Origin of the sequence: Cellulosimicrobium sp. NPDC055967 (assembly GCF_042269845.1) — a bacterium.
Classification (GTDB): Bacteria; Actinomycetota; Actinomycetes; order Actinomycetales; family Cellulomonadaceae; genus Cellulosimicrobium.
In genome coordinates, this window is record NZ_JBHJYJ010000003.1 from 52,970 (window position 1) to 75,136 (window position 22,167).

Sequence of the window (22,167 nt, forward strand, 5' to 3'; positions counted from 1 at the left end):
GCCCGCATGACCGATCTCACGTTCACCCTGCTGCGGCTGGGCTACCTGGTGCTGCTCTGGGTGTTCGTGCTCTCCGCGATCGGGGTGCTGCGTCGGGACCTGTACGGCACCAAGATCACGCCACGCCGGGGCCGCAAGGGCGCCGCGCAGGCCGCGCGCCCGACGTCGGGCCCCACCCCTGCCGCGGCGCCGGAGCCCGCGCGCCCCGCCGCGCCCGCGGGGCCGTCCCGCCTCGTCGTCACCGCCGGCCCGCTGACGGGCACGACGATCCCCCTCACGACGTCGTCGATCCTCATCGGGCGGGCGCCGAGCTGCACGCTCGTGCTCGACGACGACTACTCCTCGTCGCGCCACGCGCGCATCTTCCCGCAGCACGGGTCCTGGTTCGTCGAGGACCTCGGCTCCACCAACGGCACCTACGTCGAGGACCAGCGCATCGGCCAGGTGACGCCGCTGGGTCCGGGCACGCGGGTGCGGATCGGTCAGTCCGTCGTCGAGCTGCAGAGGTAGCCCGCAGTGAACATCGCCCTGCGCTACGCCGCGCGCTCCGACGTCGGGCTCGTGCGCTCCAACAACCAGGACTCGGGCTACGCCGGGCCGCACCTGCTCGTCGTCGCCGACGGCATGGGCGGCCACGCCGGGGGCGACGTGGCGTCGTCGATCGCCATCGCGGCGCTCGCGCCGCTCGACGGCGAGTCGCACGGCCCGGACGACGCGCTCGCCGAGCTCGAGCGCTCGATCGACCACGCGCGCCAGGACCTCGTGGACCGGAGCGTGACCGACCCCGAGCTGGTCGGCATGGGCACGACCGTCACCGCGATCCTGCGCGCGGGCAACAAGCTCGCGATGGCGCACCTCGGCGACTCGCGCGCGTACCTGCTGCGCGACGGCGAGCTCACCCAGGTCACGACCGACCACACGTTCGTGCAGCACCTCGTGGACACGGGCCGGATCTCGCCCGACGAGGCGGAGACGCACCCGCAGCGCAACGTCGTCATGCGCGTGCTCGGCGACTTCGACATCGACCTCACGCCGGACATGTCGGTGCGCGAGGCCAAGCCGGGCGACCGGTGGCTCCTGTGCTCCGACGGCCTCTCGGGCTTCGTCAGCCCCGAGACGATCGCCCAGACGCTCGCGGACACCCCCGACGTCGACGAGTGCGCGGACCACCTGCTTCAGCTCGCGCTGCGCGCCGGCAGCACGGACAACGTGACCGTCGTGGTCGCGGACATCCTGGACCTCGACGTCCTGCCCGACGGCGCGGCGCCCGGCACCGGGGCGCAGATCGTCGGGTCCGCGGCGATCGACCGCGACGCGCCGACGTCGGCCGCGGACGGCCCCGCGGCCCGGGCCGCGGCGCTCATGGCGAGCGCGAACGCGCCCGCCGCGACCGAGGAGCCCGCCGCGGACGGCGCGACCGACCCCGCGGAGGGCGAGTCGGCACCGGCCGACACCCCGGGGGACGGCGACGACGACGTGCGGCCCGGCCGCGCGCCACGCCGCTGGATCACGGTCGTCGCGATCCTCCTCGTCGTCGCGGGCCTGGGCGTGGCCGGGTGGGCGGGCTACCGCTGGACGCAGACGCAGTACTACGTCGGGGTCGCCGACGGCCAGGTCGCCGTGTTCCGCGGCATCCCGGAGAACGCGGGCCCGGTGACGCTGTCGACGCCGATCGAGCTCACGGGCACGCGCGTCGCGGACCTGCCGGGCTACGTCGTCGACCGCCTGGAGACCACGATCCCCGCGGAGTCGCTCGAGGACGCCCGTGCGCGCGCGGAGCGCCTCGTCGCCGAGGCAGCGGAGGAGTCCACCGACGCCCCCGCGACCGACGGCACCACGGAGGCGCCCACCGAGGGTGCCGCCGAGACCCCGGAGGCCGGGGCGCCCGACGTGACCCCGGCACCCACCGACGGCGCCGGCTCGGGGGCCTGATGGCCACGGTGGAGACCACCGAGGTGCGCCCCGGCCGGGGCGCGGAGCTCGGTCTGCTCGTCCTCGCGCTCGCGCTGGGCATCGGGGCGTACGCGCTCGTGGGCCTGCAGCTCACGGGCGAGCTCCCGGGCCGCTTCTACGTGTACAGCATCGGCACCGTGGTGCTCGCGGCCGCCGCCCACGTGCTGCTGCGGTTCAAGGCGCCGTACGCGGACCCGGTGATCCTCCCGATCGCCGTCGCGCTCAACGGCATCGGGCTCGCGATGATCTTCCGCCTCGACCTCGGCTCGCAGATCACGGGCGGTCAACAGGACCTCGCGCCGCGCCAGCTCCAGTGGACCGCGCTCGGCATCCTCTGCGCGTTCGCCGTGATCTGGTTCCTCCGCGACCACCGGACCCTGCGCCGGTACACGTACACCGCGATGATCGCGGGCATCGTGCTCGTCGCGCTGCCGCTCGTCCCGGGCCTGGGCACGCGCATCAACGGCGCGCAGATCTGGATCAACGTCTTCGGCTTCTCGCTCCAGCCCGCCGAGTTCGCGAAGATCGCGTTCGCGATCTTCTTCGCGGGCTACCTCGTGACGAACCGCGACACGCTCGCGCTGGCCGGGCCCAAGGTGCTCGGCCTCCAGCTCCCGCGCCTGCGCGACCTCGGGCCGATCATCATCGTGTGGCTCGTCTCGCTCGCGATCCTCGTGTTCGAGCGCGACCTCGGCACGTCGCTCCTGTTCTTCGGCTTGTTCGTCGCGATGCTGTACATCGCGACCGAGCGCGTGAGCTGGGTCGTCATCGGCCTGCTGCTCATCGCGGTCGGCGCGGTCCTCGCGGCCTCGACGTTCGGCCACGTGCAGGCGCGCGTCGACGTGTGGCTCCACCCGTTCGACGCCGAGATCTTCGGCCGCAAGGTCGGTGGGTCCGGCCAGCTCGTGGGCGGCCTGTTCTCGCTCGGCAACGGCGGGCTGTTCGGCACCGGCTGGGGCGCCGGCTACCCCCGGACGGTCCCGTACGCGTTCTCCGACTTCATCTACGCCTCGCTCGGCGAGGAGCTCGGCCTCACGGGCCTCATCGGCATCCTGCTCGCGTACCTCATCCTCGTGGAGCGCGGCCTGCGCACCGCGATCGGGGTCCGCGACGGGTTCGGCAAGCTGCTCGCCGGCGGCCTCGCGTTCGTCATGGCGTGGCAGCTCTTCGTCGTCGTCGGCGGGATCACGCGGATCATCCCGCTCACGGGCCTCACCATGCCGTTCGTCGCCCAGGGCGGGTCGTCGCTCCTCGCGAACTGGCTGGTCGTGGGCCTGCTGCTGCGCATCTCCGACGACGCGCGCCGGCCCTCGTCCCTGCCCGTGCGCGGGCAGGTGGCCCCCGGCGGGGCGCGCACGCGCCCCGACTCCGAGCCGGTCGAGGTCGTCGGCAGCGGCGCTCCCGCCGTCGGCGCGCGGCCCGACGACGCACCCACCACGGTCGGGGCGCCCGCCGCGGGCCCCTCGGCGGGACCCGTCACCGGTCCGACGCGCGCGACGACGGGCGTGCAGCCCGCCGTCGGACAGACGGGCGAGGTCTCCGCCCACCACCCCGACGAGCTGCGCACGGAGGTCGTGCGGCGTCCCGGTCCCGACGGCACCCACCCGGAGACCGACCCCTGGGGAGGAGCCCGGTGAACGTCCCCCTGCGTCGCGTCGCGACGGTCGTCCTCGTCATGTTCCTCGCGCTCATGGTGTCGACGACGTACATCCAGTTCGTCCAGGCGGACTCGCTCAACAACGACTCGCGCAACGCCCGCACCATCTACCGCGAGTACAACAAGTTCCGCGGCCCGATCGTCGTCGCGGGCGACGCGATCGCGTCCTCGACCCCGGTGGACGACGCGTTCGGCTTCCAGCGGCAGTACGCGAACGGCCCGCTGTACGCGCCCGTCTCCGGGTTCCTCTCGCTCACCAACGGGCGCACGGAGATCGAGGACAAGGAGAACGACTACCTGAACGGCGAGGCGAGCTCGCTGTGGCTCGACCGCCTCAGCGCGCTGTTCACCGGCAAGCAGCCTCAGGGCGCGTCCGTCGAGCTGACGATCGACCCCGCGGCGCAGCAGGCCGCCTGGGACGCGCTGGGAGACCAGCGCGGCGCCGTCGTGGCGATCGAGCCGAAGACCGGCCGCGTCCTCGCGCTCGTGTCCAAGCCGAGCTACGACCCCAACGAGCTCGCCACGCACGACACCGCCCTCGCGCGCGAGCGCTACCAGGAGCTGCTCAACGCCGACGGCAACCCGATGTCGAACCGGGCGATCCGCGGCAACACGTACCCGCCGGGCTCGACGTTCAAGATCGTCACCTCGGCCGCGGCGCTCGAGAGCGGGCAGTACACGGCCGAGACCGTGATCCCGGCACCGGACGAGCTCCCGTACCCGCAGTCGACGCAGACGATGAAGAACTTCGGCGGGTCGCGCTGCTCGCCGACGGGGGAAATGACCCTCGCGGACGCGCTCCGCATCTCCTGCAACACCGCCTTCGGCGACCTGGCCATGACGCTCGGCGAGGACGCGATGCGGGACCAGGCCGAGGACTTCGGCTTCGACGCCCCGCTCGAGATCCCGATGGACGTCACCCCCAGCCAGTTCCCCGCGAAGGGCACCCCGGGCGCGGACCCGGCGGGCATCGCCCGCGCGGGCATCGGCCAGGGCGAGGTCAAGGTCACGCCGCTCCAGATGGCGATGGTCGCCGCGGCGATCGCGAACGACGGCGTGCAGATGGCCCCGTACACGGTCGAGACGATCCGCAACCCCGACCTCGACGTGGTGCGCCAGTCCGAGCCGCGCCGCCTGCGGACGTCGGTGTCGCCGTCGACCGCCGACCAGCTCACGCAGATGATGCTCGGTGTGGTGCAGAACGGCTCCGGGAAGGCGGCGCAGATCCCGGGCGTGCAGGTCGCGGGCAAGACGGGCACCGCCGAGACGGGCGGCGAGGCCGCCCCGCACGCGTGGTTCACGAGCTTCGCGCCCGCCGACGACCCGCAGGTCGCGGTCGCGGTCATCGTCGAGAACGGCGGCTCGCTCGGCAACGAGGCGACGGGCGGCGCGATCGCCGCGCCGATCGCGCGCGCGGTCATGGAGGCGGTGTTGAACGGATGAAGCCCGTGAGGGGGCTGACGCTCGGCAACCGCTACCGCCTCGTGCGGCGCATCGCCGTCGGCGGCATGGGCGAGGTGTGGGTCGCGGCCGACGACGCGCTCGGGCGCGAGGTGGCCGTCAAGGTCCTGCGGACCGAGTACGCGGGGAACGAGGACTTCCTCAACCGGCTGCGGACCGAGGCCCGCAACAGCGCTGCGCTCTCGCACCCCAACATCGCCCAGATGTACGACTACGGGGAGACCAGCGGCTCCGGCTACCTGGTCATGGAGCTGGTCGTCGGCGAGCCCATGGCGGACCTGCTGGAGCGCGAGCCGGTGCTGCCGCCCGCGCGGCTCCTGCCGATCCTCGCCCAGACGGCGCGCGCCCTCCACGCGGCCCACCTGTCCGGCGTCGTGCACCGCGACGTCAAGCCCGGCAACATCCTCATCGACCGGTCCGGGACGGTGAAGATCACCGACTTCGGCGTGTCGCTCGCGGCCAACCAGGTCCCGATGACCGCGACCGGCATGGTCATGGGGACCGCCCAGTACCTGTCGCCCGAGCAGGCCGTCGGGCAGGCGGCCACGGGCGCGTCGGACATCTACGCGCTGGGCATCGTGGCGTACGAGTCGATCGTCGGGAACCGGCCGTTCACCGGGTCCACCCCGGTCGACATCGCGGTCGCGCACGTCAACGAGCCCGTGCCGCCCCTCCCGTCGTCGGTGGACCCGGAGCTCTCCGAGCTCGTCATGGTCATGCTCGCCAAGGACCCGCTGGCGCGGCCGCACCCGGCCGACGCGCTCGCGCGGGTCTTCGAGGAGATCCAGGCCCGCCTCGCGGCCGACCCGTGGTCCGCCCGTGCCGGCGCGTCCGTCAACACGCGGCGCGCCCGGCGCGCCCGCACGACGGCGGACGACGCCCCTCCCGTGCCCGAGCCCGACCCCGCTCCCGTCATCACGCCCCTCGTCATCCCGGCCGCCGTGCGCGACCCGCACCCGGTCGACCCCGCGACGCCGTGGATCGCCCCGGAGGCCCGACCAGGCGCCCACGCCGCCGAGCCCGCGGGTGGCCACCTCGCCGAGAGCGACGCCGAGCCCGTCGGTCAGGCGACCGCTCCGCCGTCCGACACGCCGCCCGCCCCCGGGCCCGCCCTGCCGTGGGAGCGCCCCGTCCCCACGACGGCGGGCGAGGACCCGGCCGGTCCCCGCGCCTACCCGCCGCGCCGCGAGATGCACGGCGGCACGCGCTCGTCGCGACGTCCGCAGCCCGCCCGCGGCGGCACGCGCCCGGGCGCCGGCTCGGCCGCGAGCACCCCGTCGGCGGCACCGGCCACGCGGGCGGAGGCCCGACGGCAGTCGCAGGCGGCCCCGTCGCGGGCGTCCTCCGGCCGCCGCACGTCGACGACGACGGGTCGGCGCCTCGGCGGGCTGCCGAACGGCCTCACGTGGCCGCTGGTGGCGCTGCTGGGCCTGCTCCTCGTGCTGGTCGTCGCGACGATCGCCTCCCTGGGAGACCGGGACGGGGGCGACGCCGACGCGGCTCTCGCGGCCGTCGTCGAGACGGTCCCCGACGACGCCGCGTCGGGCTCCCCGGCCCCCTCCGGAGGGTGACATCGTGACGACATCGTTGTGTTCCCGGCTTTCCCGGACGCCCTCCAGTGGGATGATTGCGCCAGATGTGCCGCGAGCGGACGCGCCCGCGGCTCCGACGACACCGAAGGACGAATGAGTGGTGGACAACGCTCCCCGAGTGCTTGCCGGGCGCTACCAGGTCGGTGAGCTCATCGGCCGTGGTGGCATGGCCGAGGTGCACATCGGGCACGACAACCGCCTCGGTCGCACCGTCGCGATCAAGATCCTGCGGTCCGACCTCGCCCGCGACCCCACGTTCCTCGCGCGCTTCCGCCGCGAGGCCCAGGCCGCGGCGTCCCTCAACCACCCCGCCATCGTCGCGGTGTACGACACGGGCGAGGACGTCCACGCGGACGCCACCGGCAACTCGGTGCACGTCCCGTTCATCGTCATGGAGTACGTCGAGGGCCACACGGTCCGCGACATCCTCCGCGACGGCCAGGCCGTCCCCATCGACGAGGCCGTCGAGATCACGGCGGGCGTGCTCGCGGCGCTCGAGTACTCGCACCACGCCGGGATCGTGCACCGCGACATCAAGCCCGCGAACGTCATGATCACGCCCACGGGCGCCGTCAAGGTCATGGACTTCGGCATCGCCCGCGCGATGGCGGACTCGGCCGCCACGATGACGCAGACGCAGGCCGTCATCGGCACCGCCCAGTACCTCTCGCCGGAGCAGGCGCGTGGCGAGACGGTCGACGCCCGTTCCGACCTGTACTCCACCGGCTGCCTGCTCTACGAGCTGCTCACCGGCCGCCCGCCGTTCATCGGCGACTCGCCCGTCGCGGTGGCCTACCAGCACGTGCGCGAGGCCCCGGCGACGCCGAGCGCCGTCGCGCCCGACGTGCCCGAGGTCCTGGACCGCATCACGCTCAAGGCGCTCGCCAAGGACCGCACGGCCCGCTACTCGAACGCCGCAGAGTTCCGCGCGGACCTGGAGAACGCGGTGCGGGGCGGGGCGATCACGGCCCCGGCGCTCGGGGTGGCCGCAGCCGCCGCGGGCCTCGGTGCCGCCGCGGCGGCGGCCGACCTCCAGCCGACGATGGTCGAGTCCGCCACGCAGGTCATGGCGCCCGCGGCCGCCACCCCGAACCCGTGGGCGACGAGCGTCGCACCGGCCGTCCCGCCCGGGGACGAGGTCCCGGGGGAGGACGAGGAGGAGCCCAAGAGCCGCAAGGGCCTCATGTGGACCCTCATCGCGATCGGCGTGCTCGCCCTCGCGGCGATCATCACCATGCTCGTCATCAACAGCCAGGGCGAGGACGAGCCGACGACGGGCACGGTCCCGACGCTCTCGGCGCCGATCACGCCCGAGGAGGCCGAGAAGGCGATCACCGACGCCGGCTTCGAGTACGCGCAGGCCATTGACCAGGAGTCGACCGAGCCCGAGGGGACGTTCACGAAGACCGACCCGGCGGGAGGCACCACCCAGGAGCTCGGTGTGACGGTCACGGCGTTCTTCTCCGCCGGACCGGACGCCGTCACGCTGCAGGACCTCAAGGGCAAGACCCAGGAGGAGGCCCGGCAGTACCTCGCGGACAACGGTCTCAACGTCGGCGACGTCGCCACGGAGGACTCCCCGGACGTCGCGAAGGGGTCCGTGACGCGGACGGACCCGGGCGCGGGCCAGTCCGTGCCCGCAGGGTCGACGGTCAACCTGTTGGTGTCGAGCGGGCTCGTCGCCTTGCCTGACGTCACCGGTCAGCAGTTCGACGCCGCGAAGGCGACGATCGAGGCCCTCGGTCTCGGGGTCGACCGCAGCGACGAGGAGTCCGACGAGGCCGAGAACCAGGTCCTCTCGCAGCAGCCCAACGCCGGGAGCGTCCCCCAGGGGTCGCGCGTGACCCTCAAGGTCGCGATCCCGCGTGCCGCGGAGACGACGACGGTCCCGTCCAACCTCGTCGGGATGACCGAGGACCAGGCGAGGGACGCGCTCGGCGGCGCGGAGCTCAACGCGGGCACCCGGCAGACGCAGGAGTCCGACCAGTGGCCCGCCGGTACGGTCATCGGCTCCGACCCGCGGGGTGGTTCCGAGGTCCCCGTCGGCACCGAGGTCTCGCTCATCGTGTCGACCGGCCCCGGCCCGTCGACCGGTGGCGACAACGGCGGCGGCCCCGGCGGTGGGGGCGGCGGAGGCAACGGCGGCAACAACGGCGACTGACGCGCCGCCCGGCCCGGCATGACGAACGGGCCCCCACCTCGCGAGGTGGGGGCCCGTCGTCGTCCGGCGGACGAGCGGTCAGCCGGCGGGACCAGCGGGGTTGGAGTCCTGTGCCCGTGCCATGGCCACGGACGGGTCGCTCCCGGGGCTACTGGCGGACGAGCGGTGCCATACCCGCCGAGCGCTCCACGGCGTCGTCCAGCCCGCAGGCCTCGAGCCAGTTCGCGAGCAGGCGGTGACCGCCCTCCGTGAGCACGGACTCGGGGTGGAACTGGACGCCGTGCAGGGGCAGGTCGCGGTGCTGCAGGCCCATGATGACGCCACCGGCGGTCGAGGCGGTCACCTGGAGCTCGGCGGGCACGGTGTCGGCCACGACGGCGAGCGAGTGGTACCGCGTGGCGGTGAAGGGCGCCGGGAGCCCGGCCAGGACGCCCTCGCCCTCGTGCTCGACGAGGCTCGTCTTGCCGTGCATGAGCTCGGGCGCGTGCGTGACCGTCGCGCCGTACACCTCGGCGAGCGCCTGGTGCCCCAGGCACACGCCGAGCATCGGCGTCCTGGACGCCGCGCACGCGCGGATGACCTGCTCGCTCTGCCCGGCTTCCTTGGGGGTTCCCGGGCCGGGGGAGACGAGGACGCCGTCGAAGACGGTGCCGTCGGCGTCGTGGAACCGCCCCTCGGCGTCGGGCTCGGGCACGGCGTCGTTGCGCACGACGACGGTCTGGGCACCGAGCTGGTCGAGGTAGCCGACGATCGTGTAGACGAACGAGTCGTAGTTGTCCACGACGAGGATGCGGGTCTGGTGGGTCATCGCGGGGCCTCCACGGACGCTGCGCCGGCGGCGTCGGTCTGGATGTTGGGGTCGTTGAACGGCATGTACGCGGACACGATCGGGAACAGCCACTCGAAGCACGCGAGCACCACGGCGGCCGCGAGGACGAGCAGGATCAGCACCCGGACCCACGCGGGCCCGGGCAGCACGCGCCACAGCGCCCCGTACATCACGCGCTCCCTTCGGCGGCAGGGGCCGCCTGGCCCACGAGGTCCGGCGGCGTGCCGTCCTCGACGGGCATCCAGTAGTCCAGCTTCGCGTTGACGATGTACCGGGCCACGAGCGAGTTCAGCCCGATCGGGTGGCACGTCGTCAGGGTGAGGTACCGCTCGGTCGGCTCGACGCCCGGCTGCCACGGGACGGGCGCCACGGCCTCCACCTGGTCGGGCTTCACGGCCTGCATGTGGTCCACGCGGTACACGTACCAGACCCCGCCGGCCTCGACGACGATCGGGTCGCCGATCTGGAGCTCCTCCACGTCGTGGAAGATCTTGCCGTACGTCTGCCGGTGCCCGGCGACCGAGAAGTTCCCGACGTCGCCCGGCATGACCGTCTCCGGGTAGTGCCCGGCCATCGCCTGGTCGAGGATCGAGCGCTTGTCCGTGCCCTCCGCGATCGGCATCATCTTGCCGTCCCAGCGCGGGACGTACAGCGTGCCCCACACCTCGCCGAGGGCGGGCGGCGCCATGACCGGGGGTGCGTCCCGCCGGACCGCCGTCTCCGGCGCGACGTCCGCGGCGTCGGGGGTGGGCGCGCCCATCTCCTCCAGCACCTGCGCCTGCACGCGGTCCGCCTGCACGTCCGTCCACCAGAGCTGCCACACCACGTACAGCCCCAGGAGGATGCCGAGCGTGATGAGCAGCTCCCCGACGACGCCGACGACCGTGGACACGGCCCCGCGCCCGGAGGCGCGGCGGCCCGCGTGCCGCACCGGCACGGGCGCGGTGGCCGTCACGACGCCACCGCGTCGGAGGGGCGGGCGTAGCGGAGCTCGAGCGCGCCCTGGTATCCGGGGAGCTCGAGGTCGGACTTGTCCTCGACCGACCAGCCCAGGTTCACCGCGTCGACGTACTCCTGGTACACCTGGACGCCCGGCGAGCGCTCCAGGGCGTCGCGCAGGGCGTCCGGGTCGCCCACGGCCTCCACGACGTAGGGCGGCGAGTACACGCGCCCGTGCAGCAGGAGGATGTTGCCCGCGCAGCGGAACGCCGACGTCGCGGTGACGCGCTGGCCCTGCAGCGTCATCGCCTCCGCGCCGCCGGCCCACAGGGCGTTGACGACGGACTGGATGTCCTGCTGGTGGACGACGAGGTCGTCCGGGCGGATCTGCGGCGGGTAGTTGCCCTCGGGAGGGGCGTCGTCGAGCGTGACGGACAGGCCCGTGCCTCTGACCGGCGTCGTGCCCGCCGCGACCGCGGTGCGCGACGCGAGGTCGGGGTCGACGCCCGGCGGGGCGTCGCCGGTCTGCGACAGTCCCGCGATCTCCTCCGTGAGCGCGTCCACCTGGGCCGACAGGTCCGCCACGCGGTCCGACTCCCGGTCGACGAGCTGCGCGAGGTTCTCGGGGTGGCGCGAGTCGTCGCCCCGCGCGAGCCGTGCGTTCGCCGTGAACATCACGCCGGCGAGCGCGAGGACGAGGGCGACGGTCACGGCGGACCGGACCCGGCGCGAGCGCGGGGGTGCGGCAGGCTCGTCCGGCGTCGCGGAGGCGGGGTCGGTGCTGCTCACGGACCGTCTCCTTCCTGGGGCGGACGAGGTCGTCGACCGTCTCGCCGATGTGTCTCTGCCGTGCGTCTGTCGTGTCGTCGTCGCCGCGGCCGGGCCGTTGCCCGCGCGCGGTGTCCGTGCCTATTGTGTGCGCCCACTACGCTAGTCGACGAACGTCGTCCACGATCGTGACGGATCCGTGCTCCCACGGAGCCCCGCGGCGCGTCGACGACCTTCGCCCGAGCCATGCACGGTTCCTGCACGACGACGGCAGGCGTCCGCTCCCGCGGTGCGTCCCGACGCCGCCGCAGCGGACCCCACCAGGACAGGAGCCCACCCTCGTGCCCGAGTCGAAGTCGCGCAAGAAGCCCAAGCCGCAGCGCCCGCCGAGCGTGCCCAAGCCCGAGTCGGGCAACCCGCGCTGGCTCGTGCCCACGATGCTCGGGCTGATGCTCCTCGGGCTGGCGTGGATCGTGCTGTTCTACCTCAGCGGGCCCAAGCAGCTCCCGATCCCGCCGCTGGGTGCCTGGAACCTCGGCGTCGGCTTCGCGTTCATCATCGCGGGCTTCGCGCTCACCACGCGCTGGAAGTAGCCGTCCCGACGACGTCGGCCGTCCGGGCGCGGACCGCCTGCAGGCTCCTGCGCGCCCGGACGACGACCGGCGTCCCCGAGGGATGCCGACGACACCGGTGTAGTTCCACACCTGTGAGTAACCCTGGGGATAACTTCCCCGGGCCGCTCGGCGGAGTCACCCGACGAGGTGGCCGAACTGGTCCGCCGAGGCGTACGTCAGCCATGCCGCGGCGACGAGAGCCACGGCGACGACCGCCGTCGCGCCCACCGACACCACGGTGCGACGCTCCTTCGGCGCGTACGCGTACGCGGCCCCGAGGACGAGGCCGACGACGAGCCCACCGAGGTGCGCCTGCCACGCGATGCCGGTGAAGAAGAGCCCGATCGCGAAGTTGATGCCGATGAGCACGACGATCTGCATCGCGTTCCGGCCCGTCCTGCGCAGCACGAGCAGGATCGCGCCGAAGAGCCCGAACACCGCGCCCGAGGCGCCGACGACCGGGGTCATCCACGCGACCGACGTCGGGCCGCCTGCGAGGACGAGGTAACCGACGGAGCCGCCGATCGCCGACAGCAGGTAGAGCGCCGTGAACCGCAGCCGCCCCAGCTGCTGCTCGAGGAACGGCCCTGTGACCCACAGCGCGTACATGTTGAAGAGGATGTGGACGGGGCTCGTCGAGTGCAGGAACGCCGCCGTGAGGAAGCGGTAGGGCTGCAGCTCGCCGATCCACGGGGCGAACGCGAGCATGCTCGTCCACGTCCCGCCCGTGACGAGCTGCAGGACCCAGCTCACGACGCACAGGCCGATGATCGTGAACGTCACGACCGGCGGGCCACCGCGGACCCTGCCTCCGAGCGCGGTGCGCTGGGTCGGCGCCTGCCGGGCGGCGTCGCGCACGCAGTCGACGCACTGCACGCCGACGGCGGCCGGGCGCTGGCACTCGGGGCACGCCGGGCGGCCGCACCGTTGGCACCGCACGTACGACACCCGGTCCGGGTGCCGCGGGCACACGGGCGGGACGGCAGGACCGTCGTGCGGCCCTGCCGTCCCGTACGCCGGCGGGCCGGGCGGCCCGGGAGGTGTCGTCGAGATGGTCAGTCCTCGATCGTGACGGACGTGATGACGATGTCCTCCTGAGGGCGGTCGCCCGGGCGGGTCGGCGTCGCGTTGATCGCGTCGACGACCGCGCGGGACGCGTCGTCCGCGACCTCGCCGAAGATCGTGTGCTTGCCGTTGAGCCACGGCGTCGGCACGGTCGAGACGAAGAACTGCGACCCGTTGGTGCCCTCGGCCTCGCCCGTGACCGGGTTGCGGCGCAGGCCCGCGTTCGCCATCGCCAGGAGGTAGGGACGGTCGAACTGGAGCTCGGGGTGGATCTCGTCGTTGAACGTGTAGCCGGGACCGCCCGTGCCGGTGCCCAGCGGGCAGCCGCCCTGGATCATGAAGTCCTGGATCACGCGGTGGAAGATCAGGCCGTCGTAGAAGGGCTCGGTGCGCTCTGCGCCGGTGCGGGGGTCGGACCACGTCGTGGTGCCCTGCGCGAGCCCGACGAAGTTCGCCACCGTCTTCGGGGCGTGGTTCGGCAGGAGCTCGATCCGGATGTCACCTGCGGTCGTGTGGAGGGTTGCGAACATGGGCACCATCCTCCCACGAGACCCGCGCGCGACCCGTCGGACGCGACGTCTCGCGGGGCGGGCACGGTGGTGGCAGAGTGGTCGGAAACGCCCATCGCATCCGCACCTTCGTCCCGTCGGACGACGACCCCGGGGAGCACGCATGACCCGTTCTCGCTCAGCGAGCGACTCCGTCAAGGACACGCTCGAGTCGATCGACACCGAGAAGCTCAAGGACCAGGCCGCGCAGGCCGCCGCGACCGCGCAGAGCGCGGCGAGCCAGCTCGCCGACCAGGCCAAGGACGCGGCGGTGCAGGCCAAGGAGTGGGGGACGCCCAAGGTGGAGGCGTTCCTCGAGTGGCTCCAGCCGCGCGTCGAGAAGGCGTGGCAGGACAGCATCCAGGCCGCCGCGCCGCGCGTCGAGAAGGCCGCGGGCAAGGCCGCGCCCGCCATCGACACCGCGCACGACAAGCTCGTCGACGACGTGCTGCCGAAGATCGTCGCGAGCTTCAACGCCGCCGCCGCCAGCGCCGCCGACTCCGCCCAGCGCGCGGCCGACAACGCGGCCGAGGCGACCGCCGCCGCGTCCGCTGCCACGGCGGCGGCGACCGGCAAGAAGGCGCGCAAGCTCGCCAAGGAGGCGCAGAAGGCCGCCGCGGAGGCCGCGAGGCAGGCCCAGAAGGCCGCAGGCAAGGCCGGCAAGAAGGCCTCGAAGCACGCCGACAAGGCGGCGGAGAAGGCGGCGGCCAAGCTCGCCGCCGCGGCCGACAAGGCCGCGGCGAAGGCCGCCGAGGCCGACGCGTCGAAGGGCAAGGGCCGCACCCTCTGGTGGATCGCCGGCGGCGTCACCGCCGCAGGCGTCGGCTACGTCCTCTACCGGCGCGCGCAGCCCACGACCGACCCCTGGGCCGAGCCGTGGGAGCAGGAGGAGCAGCAGGTCCACTTCGACGACGTCGTCGGCGACGCCCGGCACGCCGTCGGGGACGCCGCCGAGTCGCTGGGCGAGGCCGCGGGCGTCGCCGTGGCGAAGGGCCGCGAGGCGACCGACAAGCTCGCCGAGCGTGCCGCCGAGGTCCGCGACGACGTCAGCGACCGCGTCAGCGACGCCGTCTCCGACGCCAAGGACGCGGCCAAGAAGGCCACCAGCCGCGCCCGCAGCACCACCCGCAGCGCAGCGTCGTCCGCCAAGGACGCCGCCGCGGACGCGAAGGACGACCTCGGCGACGCCGGCAAGAAGGCCCGCGAGGCAGCCGAGGACGCCGCGGAGGACGCCGCCAAGAAGGCCGACGACGTCTGACCCAGCCAGCGCGGCACGCTGGACGTCGGACATCGCGCACTGCGTGAAGGGGGTCCGCACCTGGGGGTGCGGACCCCCATCGCCGTCCGAGTCAGACCGTGGGGCGAGAGAGCCGGTACTTCCGATTCCTGCTCGTCGGTGGCGCGGTGGCCACGATCGCCCCCTCTGCCACGAGAACACGCAGTCGTGGGCGAAGTGATCCGGCGGTCGTGCCAAGGAGCTCCGCGATCTCGTGGACCGACAGTTCCGGTCCAGGGGTGAGCGCTTCGACAATCCTCTCGTCGAGGGTCCCCTCCCATCGGATCTCCGTGGCGCGCTCCGAGAAGAGGGTCTCGGCAGCCTCGAGGCGGTGGCCCTCGCGATACGCACCGTCCGTCCGCCGCGGGTACTGGAGCCATCCCGCGTCGACGAGCCCACGGAGGACTGCCCTGGCGTCCGCAGAGTCCATCGCCAGTTGAGCCCGCAGGACTTGATCGTCGACTGCGTACCCACGGTGGACGAGAACGAGCGCGCGCCGGGCGTCAGGGTCGAGCGTGTCGGCCCCGATGCTGGCGAGCCATTGATTGGTCTCCGGGTTGAGCAGCCCGTGCCGATCCAGCACGACTGCCATCGAGGTGACGGTGGCGAGGTAGCGGGGTGCGGCGAGTCCCGCTCGCCCGAGCGCACCCGTCATCGTCGGAATCCCAGATCCCGCGTTCTCGGACACGGACTCGTCACGGTCGAGCATCGGGACGTCGGCGAGCATGGCGGAGAGCACGGCGTTGCGTGAGCGTGAAGACCCGTCGAAGAGGTCGACGACGCGCCGCCCACCCCAGATGCCTCCCGGGTTCGTGATCTCCAGTCGATCGGGGTAGAGCTCCACGCGCACCTGGTCGCCGAGTGCCCACGGGCTGTAGTCGCGGTGCGTGAGCGCGTTCGTGACAGCCTCGCGGATCGCGACCTCGGGGATCTCGGGTTCATCACGGGCTCCGGCGCCGACGATGACGCGGCGCACCGGGATGTTCTGCAGCACGGCCCTGACGCAGTCGTCGACCATGGCCGGGATCGGGCCCTCGATCACGCGGCGGTCCAGCATGCGGGTCTCGCCTGCGTAGACGTCCTTCGCCTTTCCCGGATAGACCGCGAACGTCACCATCGCCTGCGCGAGCGAGTGTTGCGGGTAGCGCCCGAACGCGAGCAGTCCGGCAACGGTAGGTGTTCGTCCGTCTGACGCCAGCACGTTGTGGCGTGTCAGGATGTCGACTGTGGACGTCAGGTCCGCAACGGATCGTGGGCGACGACGGCGCAGGCGCGCGATGAACCGCTCGACCTGCTTCATGTCGAGGTCGTCGAGGGAGGCGCCACGCACAGGCTCAGTGTCGACACGCGGCTGCGCGCCGTCGGTCGACAGCAGGAAGATGCCGTAGGTGCTCATCCGACGATCGCCGTCACCGACCCGCTCGAAGGTTCCGCCCTCTTTGCCTTGTGTCGTCACGAAGGCGGGCTTCATCGCCGCCGGCAAGGGCTCCACGTCGGCGACGACGATCGAGGCCCCGTCGACGACCGCGATGTCGATCGAGCCGAGTGGCCGAGGGCTCACCGGACCCGGCGACTCACCTCCGCCGCGAGGCCTGAAGCCGTCGATCAGGCCATCACGAATCGCGGCGGCGTCGAAGCCCTGCGTCGGAGCAAACCCTGTCGACTCGTCGAGCCCGAGAATGATGAGCCCGCCGTCGCCGTTGGAGAACGCGCTCACCGTGGGCCAGACGTCCTTGGGAACTCCTCCCGCAGCCTTTTTCACCTCGACGGACGAGAGATCCGTCGACGCTGCGCGAAGCCGCGCAACGACGTGCTCGATCGGACCCTGGCTCGTCTCCATGACACCTCACTGTAGTTCACTGTCGCCACTACATGCGTCACTGTAGTCGTTGCGTGAGGCAGCCTGTCGCGCCAACCGCCGGGGCTGACCCGAGGACCACCATCCTTCGCTTGCTGTGAGCGGTTCGGGTACGGAAAGCTCTGGCCATGGCCATCAGAGAGCCCCGGCGCGCATGGTTGCTGATGGCTGCGGGCGACGACCGGGGCTACGGCGGCAACGAAGGCTACGACGACGAGTACGACGCCTACTACTCCTGGGACAGCAAGGTCGTCAACCACAAGAACCTTATGGTCGGTGACCCTGTGGCCCTGTGGGACAAGCGCCGGCTGCTCGGGGTGTCTGTCATCGAGGCGATCGAGCGGTCCACGGGCCAGAAGCTGCAGAACCGGTGCCCCGCCTGCCGGACTACGGCGATCAAGCCGCGCAAGACCAAGGCGCCCACGTTCCGCTGCGACGACTGCAAGGCCGAGTTCGACACGCCGCGGTCCGAGGTGGTCGAGGTGGAGATCTACCGTGCTCGGTACGACGCCGCGTGGACGGACCTTGATGGTCTCCTGAACGACCGTGAGATCCGCGAAGTTCAGACGAACAAGGGTGAGTTCAACGCGATGCGGCGGTTGGACTGGGCGTCGTTCCGCGACGTCCTGGCGCGCAAGCACGCCGACCGCGCCCTCAGTCGGGTGGTCGGACGAATCCCGGACGTCGCGTGGGGTCCGACGCTCGGCATCGCAGTCGACGTGCCTCAGGGTTTCCGGGAGTCTCTGGTCCGTGTCCGCCGTGGCCAGCGAGAGTTCCGGGAGGCACTGCTCGCGGCCCAGGGCCAAAGGTGCGCGTTCACGGGGGCGGCACCCGCACGAGTCCTCGAAGCAGGTCACCTCTACAGCTACGCCAGGATCGGCGAGCACCGCGCACACGGCGACCTGATGCTCCGTCGAGACATTCATCGACTCTTCGACGACGGTCTGCTCGCCGTCGACCCTGAGCGCCGCCGGGTCGACGTCGCCGAGGAGCTCGGATCTTACGCACAGTACGCGCGCCTGCACCAGAAGCCGTTGACCCTCGAACTCCGCGACGAGCAGGTGGACTGGCTCACCCAGCACTGGGCCGAGCACCGCACCGCTGCTGGCTGATCCCACGCACGCCGGGCAGCGACCGGCAACGACAGATTTCGTGACGCCCGGACTGGCGGTGAGGAGGGTGCTGTCGACCTCGAGTACGGTCGACGACGAGACACGGATCATCGACGGAGTGGAGCCAGGGGGACTCGAACCCCCAACCCCCTGCTTGCAAAGCAGGTGCGCTACCAATTGCGCCATGGCCCCGGGTGACGCGGCCTGGGGCCGGTCAGGAGTGAGACGTGCTCACTCGAAGGTGTCGGTGACCTCTGCCCAGAGGTCACGCTCGGCGTTGTCCTCCGTGTACTTGCGCCACAGGAGATATCCGGCGCCGGCGGCGAGGAGCAGGACGAGAAGCTTCTTCATGACGTTCCCCCTCGAGTGGGTTCGTTCGGCAGTGGGCCTAAGAGGACTTGAACCTCTGACCTCTTCCTTATCAGGGAAGCGCTCTAACCGTCTGAGCTATAGGCCCGTACGCGCCTCGCCGGACAGCCCCGGGGGGCCGCTCCGCTCGCAGGCAGCGATTGAGGTTACCCCACCGGGAGCCGCAGACCCAAACCGAGGGGTCCGTGGCCCCCGGTCGGGAGCCGTCCTCGGTCAGTCGTCGGTGAGCGTGAGGTGCACGCCGCCCACCAGCGCGGCGACGATGTTGTACAGGAACGCCATGATCGTCGACAGCGCGGTGATGATCACCACGTTCACCACACCGAGCAGCGTGGCGATGGAGATCACACGGCCGAACGCCACGTACTGCTGGATGTCGACCTCGGTCTCGGTGCCGACGATCTGCGTGAACAGGTCCTCGATCTTGGCGAAGACCATCATCCCGTCGAGGACGTACCAGACCACGGCCGTCGCGACGACGGTCATGATGCCGATCGCGACGGCGAGCAGGAAGCCGAGCTTCATCGCGGACCAGGGGTCGATGCGCGAGACCGCGAGCCGGACGCGGCGCGGGCCGCCGTCGTTCCGGACCGTGGGCGTCGCGCCCGTCGCCGGGCCGACGGCGGGTGTGGCACCGGTGAGGGGGGTCGCCGAGCCGGAGACGCCCGCGGCGGAGTAGTGCATCGCCGCCGGCGCCGGGGTGTTCGTGGACGCCGCGGACGCCGCCGTGGCGCTCGGGGCTGTCGCGCTGGTCGTGGGCACGCGCCTCACCGTCTCGTCGTCGATCTCGTCATGACCGGGCTGCTGAGGGTCGGCCTCCGCGGGCGCGGCCGGGACCGCCGCGGAGACCTTCTTGGCCGCGCTCTTCGCCGCGGCGATGGCTGCGGCCGCCGCCTTCACCGCGCCCGCGCGGGCGACCGCGACACGGCTCTCGCCGGACGCGCGCTCCATGCCGTCGTCGTCGGCACCGCGCTCCGCGGCGGCCTGGCTCGAGGCCGGGCCCGGCGGAGGAGGCGGAGGAGGAGGCGGGACGGCGCCCGACGCCGCACCGTTCGACGCGCCGTTCGACTCACCGTGCTTGCTCGGCGCGGTCGCGCCCCCGGCACGCGACGTCGTGTCCGTGTCGGGACGCGGCACGGTCAGCCGGGGCGTGATCGTCGGCGGTGCGTTGTTCTCGCTGCTCATCTGGTTTCCTCGGTGGTTCCGGGGGCCGGCTCGGTCCCGCTCGCCTCGTCGGACGAGGCGGTCGGGTCGGTGATCGGTGCGCTGCTCGTGTCGGTGCCGCCCGGGGCCGTGCCGGTCCCGTCCTCGCCCTCCACGGTATCCCGATCCTCTCCGAGGCGACGCTCGACGTTCCGCGCGACCGCGATGATGCGGTCGCCCTTGTCGGGCTTCGCGAACGTCACCCCCTGCGTGTTGCGGCCCGTGAGGTTCACCTCGTCGACCGCGGACCGCACGATCTTCCCGCGTTCCATGATCACCAGCACCTCGTCGTCGGCCTCTGTCACCAGAGCCCCCACGAGATCTCCACGAGCCTCCACCAGGTTCGCGACCTTGATGCCCAGACCGCCACGGCCCTGGACCCGGTACTCGTCGATCCGCGTGCGCTTCGCGAACCCGCCCTCGGTCACGACGAAGAGGTCGGAACCCTCCTCGACGACGTCGGCCGAGAGCAGCTCGTCACCCTCGCGGAACTTCATGCCCGTCACGCCCGACGTCGCGCGGCCGAGCGGTCGCATCGTGTCGTCGCCCGCCGGGAACCGGATCGACTGGCCCTTGCGCGAGACGAGGATGAGGTCGTCGTCGGCGTCCACGAGGAGCGCCGCGACGAGCTCGTCGGGCGTGCCCGACTCGTCCTCGCGGAGGTTGATCGCGATGAGCCCGCCCGAGCGCGGCGAGTCGTACTCCGACAGCCGCGTCTTCTTGACGAGACCGCGGCGCGTGGCGAGCACCAGGTACTCCGCGGCGCCGTAGTCGCGCAGGTCGAGGACCTGGGCGATCTTCTCGCCGGGCTGGAACGCGAGCAGGTTCGCCACGTGCTGACCCTTGGCGTCGCGGCCGCCCTCGGGCAGCTCGTACGCCTTGGCGCGGTAGACCCGTCCCAGGTTCGTGAAGAACAGCAGCCAGTGGTGCGTCGTCGTCACGAAGAAGTGGTCGACGATGTCGTCCTCGCGCAGCTGCGCGCCGCGCACGCCCTTGCCGCCGCGCTTCTGCGCCCGGTAGCTGTCGCTGCGCGTGCGCTTCACGTAGCCGCCGCGCGTGATCGTGACGACCATCTCCTCCTCGGCGATGAGGTCCTCGATCGAGACCTCGCCGTCGAACGGGAGGATCGTCGTCCGGCGCTCGTCGCCGTACTTGGCGACGATCTCGCCCATCTCGGTGCCGACGATGGAGCGCTGGCGCTCCGGCTTGGCGAGGATGTCCTCGTAGTCGAGGATCTTGCGCTCGAGCTCGTCGTGGTCGTCGATGATGCGCTGCCGCTCGAGCGCCGCCAGACGGCGGAGCTGGAGGTTGAGGATCGCCGTCGCCTGGATCTCGTCCACGCCCAGCAGCCCCATGAGGCCCGCGCGGGCCTCGTCGGCGTCGGGGGAGCGGCGGATGAGCGCGATGACCTCGTCGAGCAGGTCCAGCGCCTTGAGGTAGCCGCGCAGGATGTGGATGCTGCGCTCGGCCTCGGCCAGCAGGTACCGGGTGCGCCGCACCACGACGTCGAGCTGGTGCGTCGTCCAGTGCCGGACGAACGCGTCGAGGCTCAGCGTGCGCGGGACGCCGTCGACCAGCGCGAGCATGTTCGCGCCGAACGTGTCCTGGAGCTGCGTGTGCTTGTAGAGGTTGTTGAGCACGACCTTCGCCACCGCGTCGCGCTTGAGCACGATCACGAGGCGCTGGCCCGTGCGGCCCGACGTCTCGTCGCGGATGTCGGCGATGCCCTGGACGCGACCGTCCTTGACGAGGTCGGCGATCTTCGCGGCGAGGTTGTCCGGGTTCACCTGGTACGGGAGCTCGGTGACGACCAGGCACACGCGGCCCTGGATCTCCTCGACGTTGACCACCGCGCGCATCGTGATCGAGCCGCGGCCGGTCCGGTACGCCTCCTCGATGCCCTTGTGGCCGAGGATCGTCGCGCCGGTCGGGAAGTCCGGGCCCTTGATGCGCAGCAGGAGCGCCGCGAGGAGCTCCTCGCGGCTCGCCTCGGGGTGGTCCAGGTGCCACTGGACGCCCTCGGCGACCTCGCGCAGGTTGTGCGGCGGGATGTTCGTCGCCATGCCGACCGCGATGCCCGCCGAGCCGTTGACCAGCAGGTTCGGGAACCGTGACGGCAGGACCGCCGGCTCCTGGGTGCGGCCGTCGTAGTTGTCCTGGAAGTCGACGGTGTCCTTGTCGATGTCCCGGACCATCTCCATGGCGATCGGGGCCATGCGGCACTCGGTGTACCGCGGGGCGGCCGCCGGGTCGTTTCCGGGCGAGCCGAAGTTCCCCTGTCCCGCGACGAGCGGGTAGCGCAGCGACCAGTCCTGCACGAGGCGCACGAGCGCGTCGTAGATCGCGCTGTCGCCGTGCGGGTGGAACTTGCCCATGACGTCGCCGACGACGCGAGAGCACTTCGAGTACGACCGGTCCGGGCGGTAGCCGCCGTCGTACATCGCGTACAGCACGCGGCGGTGCACCGGCTTGAGGCCGTCCCGGACGTCGGGCAGCGCGCGCCCGACGATGACGCTCATCGCGTAGTCGAGGTACGACCGCTGCATCTCGAGCTGCAGGTCGACCTGCTCGATGCGGCCGTGGTGCACCGCGACCGCCGTGCCGTCCGCGTGCACGACCGCCTCGTCCCCGTCGCCGGGGGCGGTGGGCTCGATCTCGGGGTTCTGCTCGTCGGTCACGGTCTACCTCGTTCGTTCGTTCGTGCGTGCTCGCTGTGCTCGTCGCCTGCCGCGGTCCGCGCCGCCGGGGCGCGTTCGCGGGCC

The 22,167-nt window shown here is 72.3% G+C and carries 19 protein-coding genes and 2 tRNA genes; 9 read left to right on the forward strand and 12 right to left on the reverse strand.

What is annotated here, in order from left to right; translation table 11 throughout:
* Window positions 1-6 precede the first annotated feature (6 nt).
* The 6 genes from ACFC2L_RS05075 (at window position 7) to pknB (ending at window position 8,824) form a co-directional block, all read left to right on the forward strand.
* Window positions 7-510, forward strand: a complete 504-nt coding sequence (locus tag ACFC2L_RS05075; protein ID WP_375823218.1) for an FHA domain-containing protein — start codon at window positions 7-9, stop codon at window positions 508-510.
* Window positions 511-516: 6 nt separating this feature from the next.
* Window positions 517-1,932, forward strand: coding sequence for a Stp1/IreP family PP2C-type Ser/Thr phosphatase (locus ACFC2L_RS05080; RefSeq protein WP_375823219.1), 1,416 nt, complete (start codon window positions 517-519; stop codon window positions 1,930-1,932).
* Window positions 1,932-3,590 carry an FtsW/RodA/SpoVE family cell cycle protein gene (locus tag ACFC2L_RS05085; protein ID WP_375823220.1) on the forward strand — a complete coding sequence of 553 codons (1,659 nt, stop codon included), beginning with the start codon at window positions 1,932-1,934 and terminating at the stop codon, window positions 3,588-3,590. The genes ACFC2L_RS05080 and ACFC2L_RS05085 overlap by 1 nt, the downstream gene beginning before the upstream one ends.
* Entirely contained in the window at window positions 3,587-5,053 is a 1,467-nt protein-coding gene (locus ACFC2L_RS05090; RefSeq protein ID WP_375823221.1) for a peptidoglycan D,D-transpeptidase FtsI family protein, read from the forward strand. The genes ACFC2L_RS05085 and ACFC2L_RS05090 overlap by 4 nt, the downstream gene beginning before the upstream one ends.
* On the forward strand, window positions 5,050-6,642 hold the full coding sequence (locus ACFC2L_RS05095; protein WP_375823222.1) for a protein kinase: 1,593 nt from the start codon (window positions 5,050-5,052) through the stop codon (window positions 6,640-6,642). The genes ACFC2L_RS05090 and ACFC2L_RS05095 overlap by 4 nt, the downstream gene beginning before the upstream one ends.
* Before the next feature lie 121 nt (window positions 6,643-6,763).
* The gene (gene pknB, locus ACFC2L_RS05100) at window positions 6,764-8,824 is read left to right on the forward strand and encodes a Stk1 family PASTA domain-containing Ser/Thr kinase (RefSeq protein WP_375823223.1); all 2,061 of its coding nucleotides are present in this window, start codon (window positions 6,764-6,766) and stop codon (window positions 8,822-8,824) included.
* 148 nt (window positions 8,825-8,972) lie between these two features.
* Here pknB and ACFC2L_RS05105 read toward each other — a convergent pair whose 3' ends face one another.
* Genes ACFC2L_RS05105 through ACFC2L_RS05120 form a run of 4 tightly spaced genes read right to left on the reverse strand, consistent with a single transcriptional unit; the run spans window position 8,973 to window position 11,381 of the window.
* Window positions 8,973-9,632 (reverse strand): aminodeoxychorismate/anthranilate synthase component II, encoded by a 660-nt coding sequence (locus ACFC2L_RS05105; protein WP_375823224.1) that lies wholly within the window; start codon window positions 9,630-9,632, stop codon window positions 8,973-8,975.
* Entirely contained in the window at window positions 9,629-9,823 is a 195-nt protein-coding gene (locus ACFC2L_RS05110; protein WP_375823225.1) for a hypothetical protein, read from the reverse strand. The genes ACFC2L_RS05105 and ACFC2L_RS05110 overlap by 4 nt, the downstream gene beginning before the upstream one ends.
* The gene (locus ACFC2L_RS05115) at window positions 9,823-10,608 is read right to left on the reverse strand and encodes a class E sortase (protein ID WP_375823226.1); all 786 of its coding nucleotides are present in this window, start codon (window positions 10,606-10,608) and stop codon (window positions 9,823-9,825) included. The genes ACFC2L_RS05110 and ACFC2L_RS05115 overlap by 1 nt, the downstream gene beginning before the upstream one ends.
* Entirely contained in the window at window positions 10,605-11,381 is a 777-nt protein-coding gene (locus ACFC2L_RS05120; protein ID WP_375823227.1) for a DUF881 domain-containing protein, read from the reverse strand. The genes ACFC2L_RS05115 and ACFC2L_RS05120 overlap by 4 nt, the downstream gene beginning before the upstream one ends.
* A gap of 320 nt (window positions 11,382-11,701) precedes the next feature.
* Between ACFC2L_RS05120 and ACFC2L_RS05125 the strand changes: the two genes are divergently transcribed.
* On the forward strand, window positions 11,702-11,953 hold the full coding sequence (locus ACFC2L_RS05125) for a cell division protein CrgA (protein WP_087470436.1): 252 nt from the start codon (window positions 11,702-11,704) through the stop codon (window positions 11,951-11,953).
* Window positions 11,954-12,109: 156 nt separating this feature from the next.
* Here ACFC2L_RS05125 and ACFC2L_RS05130 read toward each other — a convergent pair whose 3' ends face one another.
* Both ACFC2L_RS05130 and ACFC2L_RS05135 read right to left on the reverse strand, forming a co-directional pair.
* Entirely contained in the window at window positions 12,110-12,832 is a 723-nt protein-coding gene (locus ACFC2L_RS05130) for a rhomboid family intramembrane serine protease (protein ID WP_375823228.1), read from the reverse strand.
* Window positions 12,833-13,029: 197 nt separating this feature from the next.
* On the reverse strand, window positions 13,030-13,569 hold the full coding sequence (locus ACFC2L_RS05135; RefSeq protein ID WP_087470435.1) for a peptidylprolyl isomerase: 540 nt from the start codon (window positions 13,567-13,569) through the stop codon (window positions 13,030-13,032).
* Window positions 13,570-13,711: 142 nt separating this feature from the next.
* Between ACFC2L_RS05135 and ACFC2L_RS05140 the strand changes: the two genes are divergently transcribed.
* Window positions 13,712-14,845, forward strand: coding sequence for a hypothetical protein (locus ACFC2L_RS05140; protein ID WP_375823229.1), 1,134 nt, complete (start codon window positions 13,712-13,714; stop codon window positions 14,843-14,845).
* A 91-nt stretch (window positions 14,846-14,936) separates the two neighbouring features.
* Here the strand turns inward: ACFC2L_RS05140 and ACFC2L_RS05145 are convergent, their stop codons facing one another.
* Window positions 14,937-16,703, reverse strand: a complete 1,767-nt coding sequence (locus ACFC2L_RS05145; RefSeq protein WP_375823230.1) for an ATP-binding protein — start codon at window positions 16,701-16,703, stop codon at window positions 14,937-14,939.
* 146 nt (window positions 16,704-16,849) lie between these two features.
* On the opposite strand from ACFC2L_RS05145, the gene ACFC2L_RS05150 reads away from it, so the two are divergent.
* A complete protein-coding gene (locus ACFC2L_RS05150; RefSeq protein ID WP_375823231.1) occupies window positions 16,850-17,833 on the forward strand; it encodes an HNH endonuclease in 984 nt (327 codons plus the stop codon).
* A 119-nt stretch (window positions 17,834-17,952) separates the two neighbouring features.
* Here ACFC2L_RS05150 and ACFC2L_RS05155 read toward each other — a convergent pair.
* The 5 genes from ACFC2L_RS05155 to gyrA all read right to left on the reverse strand — a co-directional run bounded on the left by ACFC2L_RS05155 (window position 17,953) and on the right by gyrA (window position 22,083).
* A tRNA-Ala gene (locus ACFC2L_RS05155) sits at window positions 17,953-18,025 on the reverse strand.
* Between the two features lie 39 nt (window positions 18,026-18,064).
* Entirely contained in the window at window positions 18,065-18,184 is a 120-nt protein-coding gene (locus ACFC2L_RS05160) for a DLW-39 family protein (protein ID WP_208863433.1), read from the reverse strand.
* A 32-nt stretch (window positions 18,185-18,216) separates the two neighbouring features.
* A tRNA-Ile gene (locus ACFC2L_RS05165) sits at window positions 18,217-18,290 on the reverse strand.
* A 125-nt stretch (window positions 18,291-18,415) separates the two neighbouring features.
* Window positions 18,416-19,387 carry a DUF3566 domain-containing protein gene (locus ACFC2L_RS05170; RefSeq protein ID WP_375823232.1) on the reverse strand — a complete coding sequence of 324 codons (972 nt, stop codon included), beginning with the start codon at window positions 19,385-19,387 and terminating at the stop codon, window positions 18,416-18,418.
* Window positions 19,384-22,083, reverse strand: coding sequence for a DNA gyrase subunit A (gene gyrA, locus ACFC2L_RS05175; protein ID WP_375823233.1), 2,700 nt, complete (start codon window positions 22,081-22,083; stop codon window positions 19,384-19,386). The genes ACFC2L_RS05170 and gyrA overlap by 4 nt, the downstream gene beginning before the upstream one ends.
* Window positions 22,084-22,167: the final 84 nt, after the last annotated feature.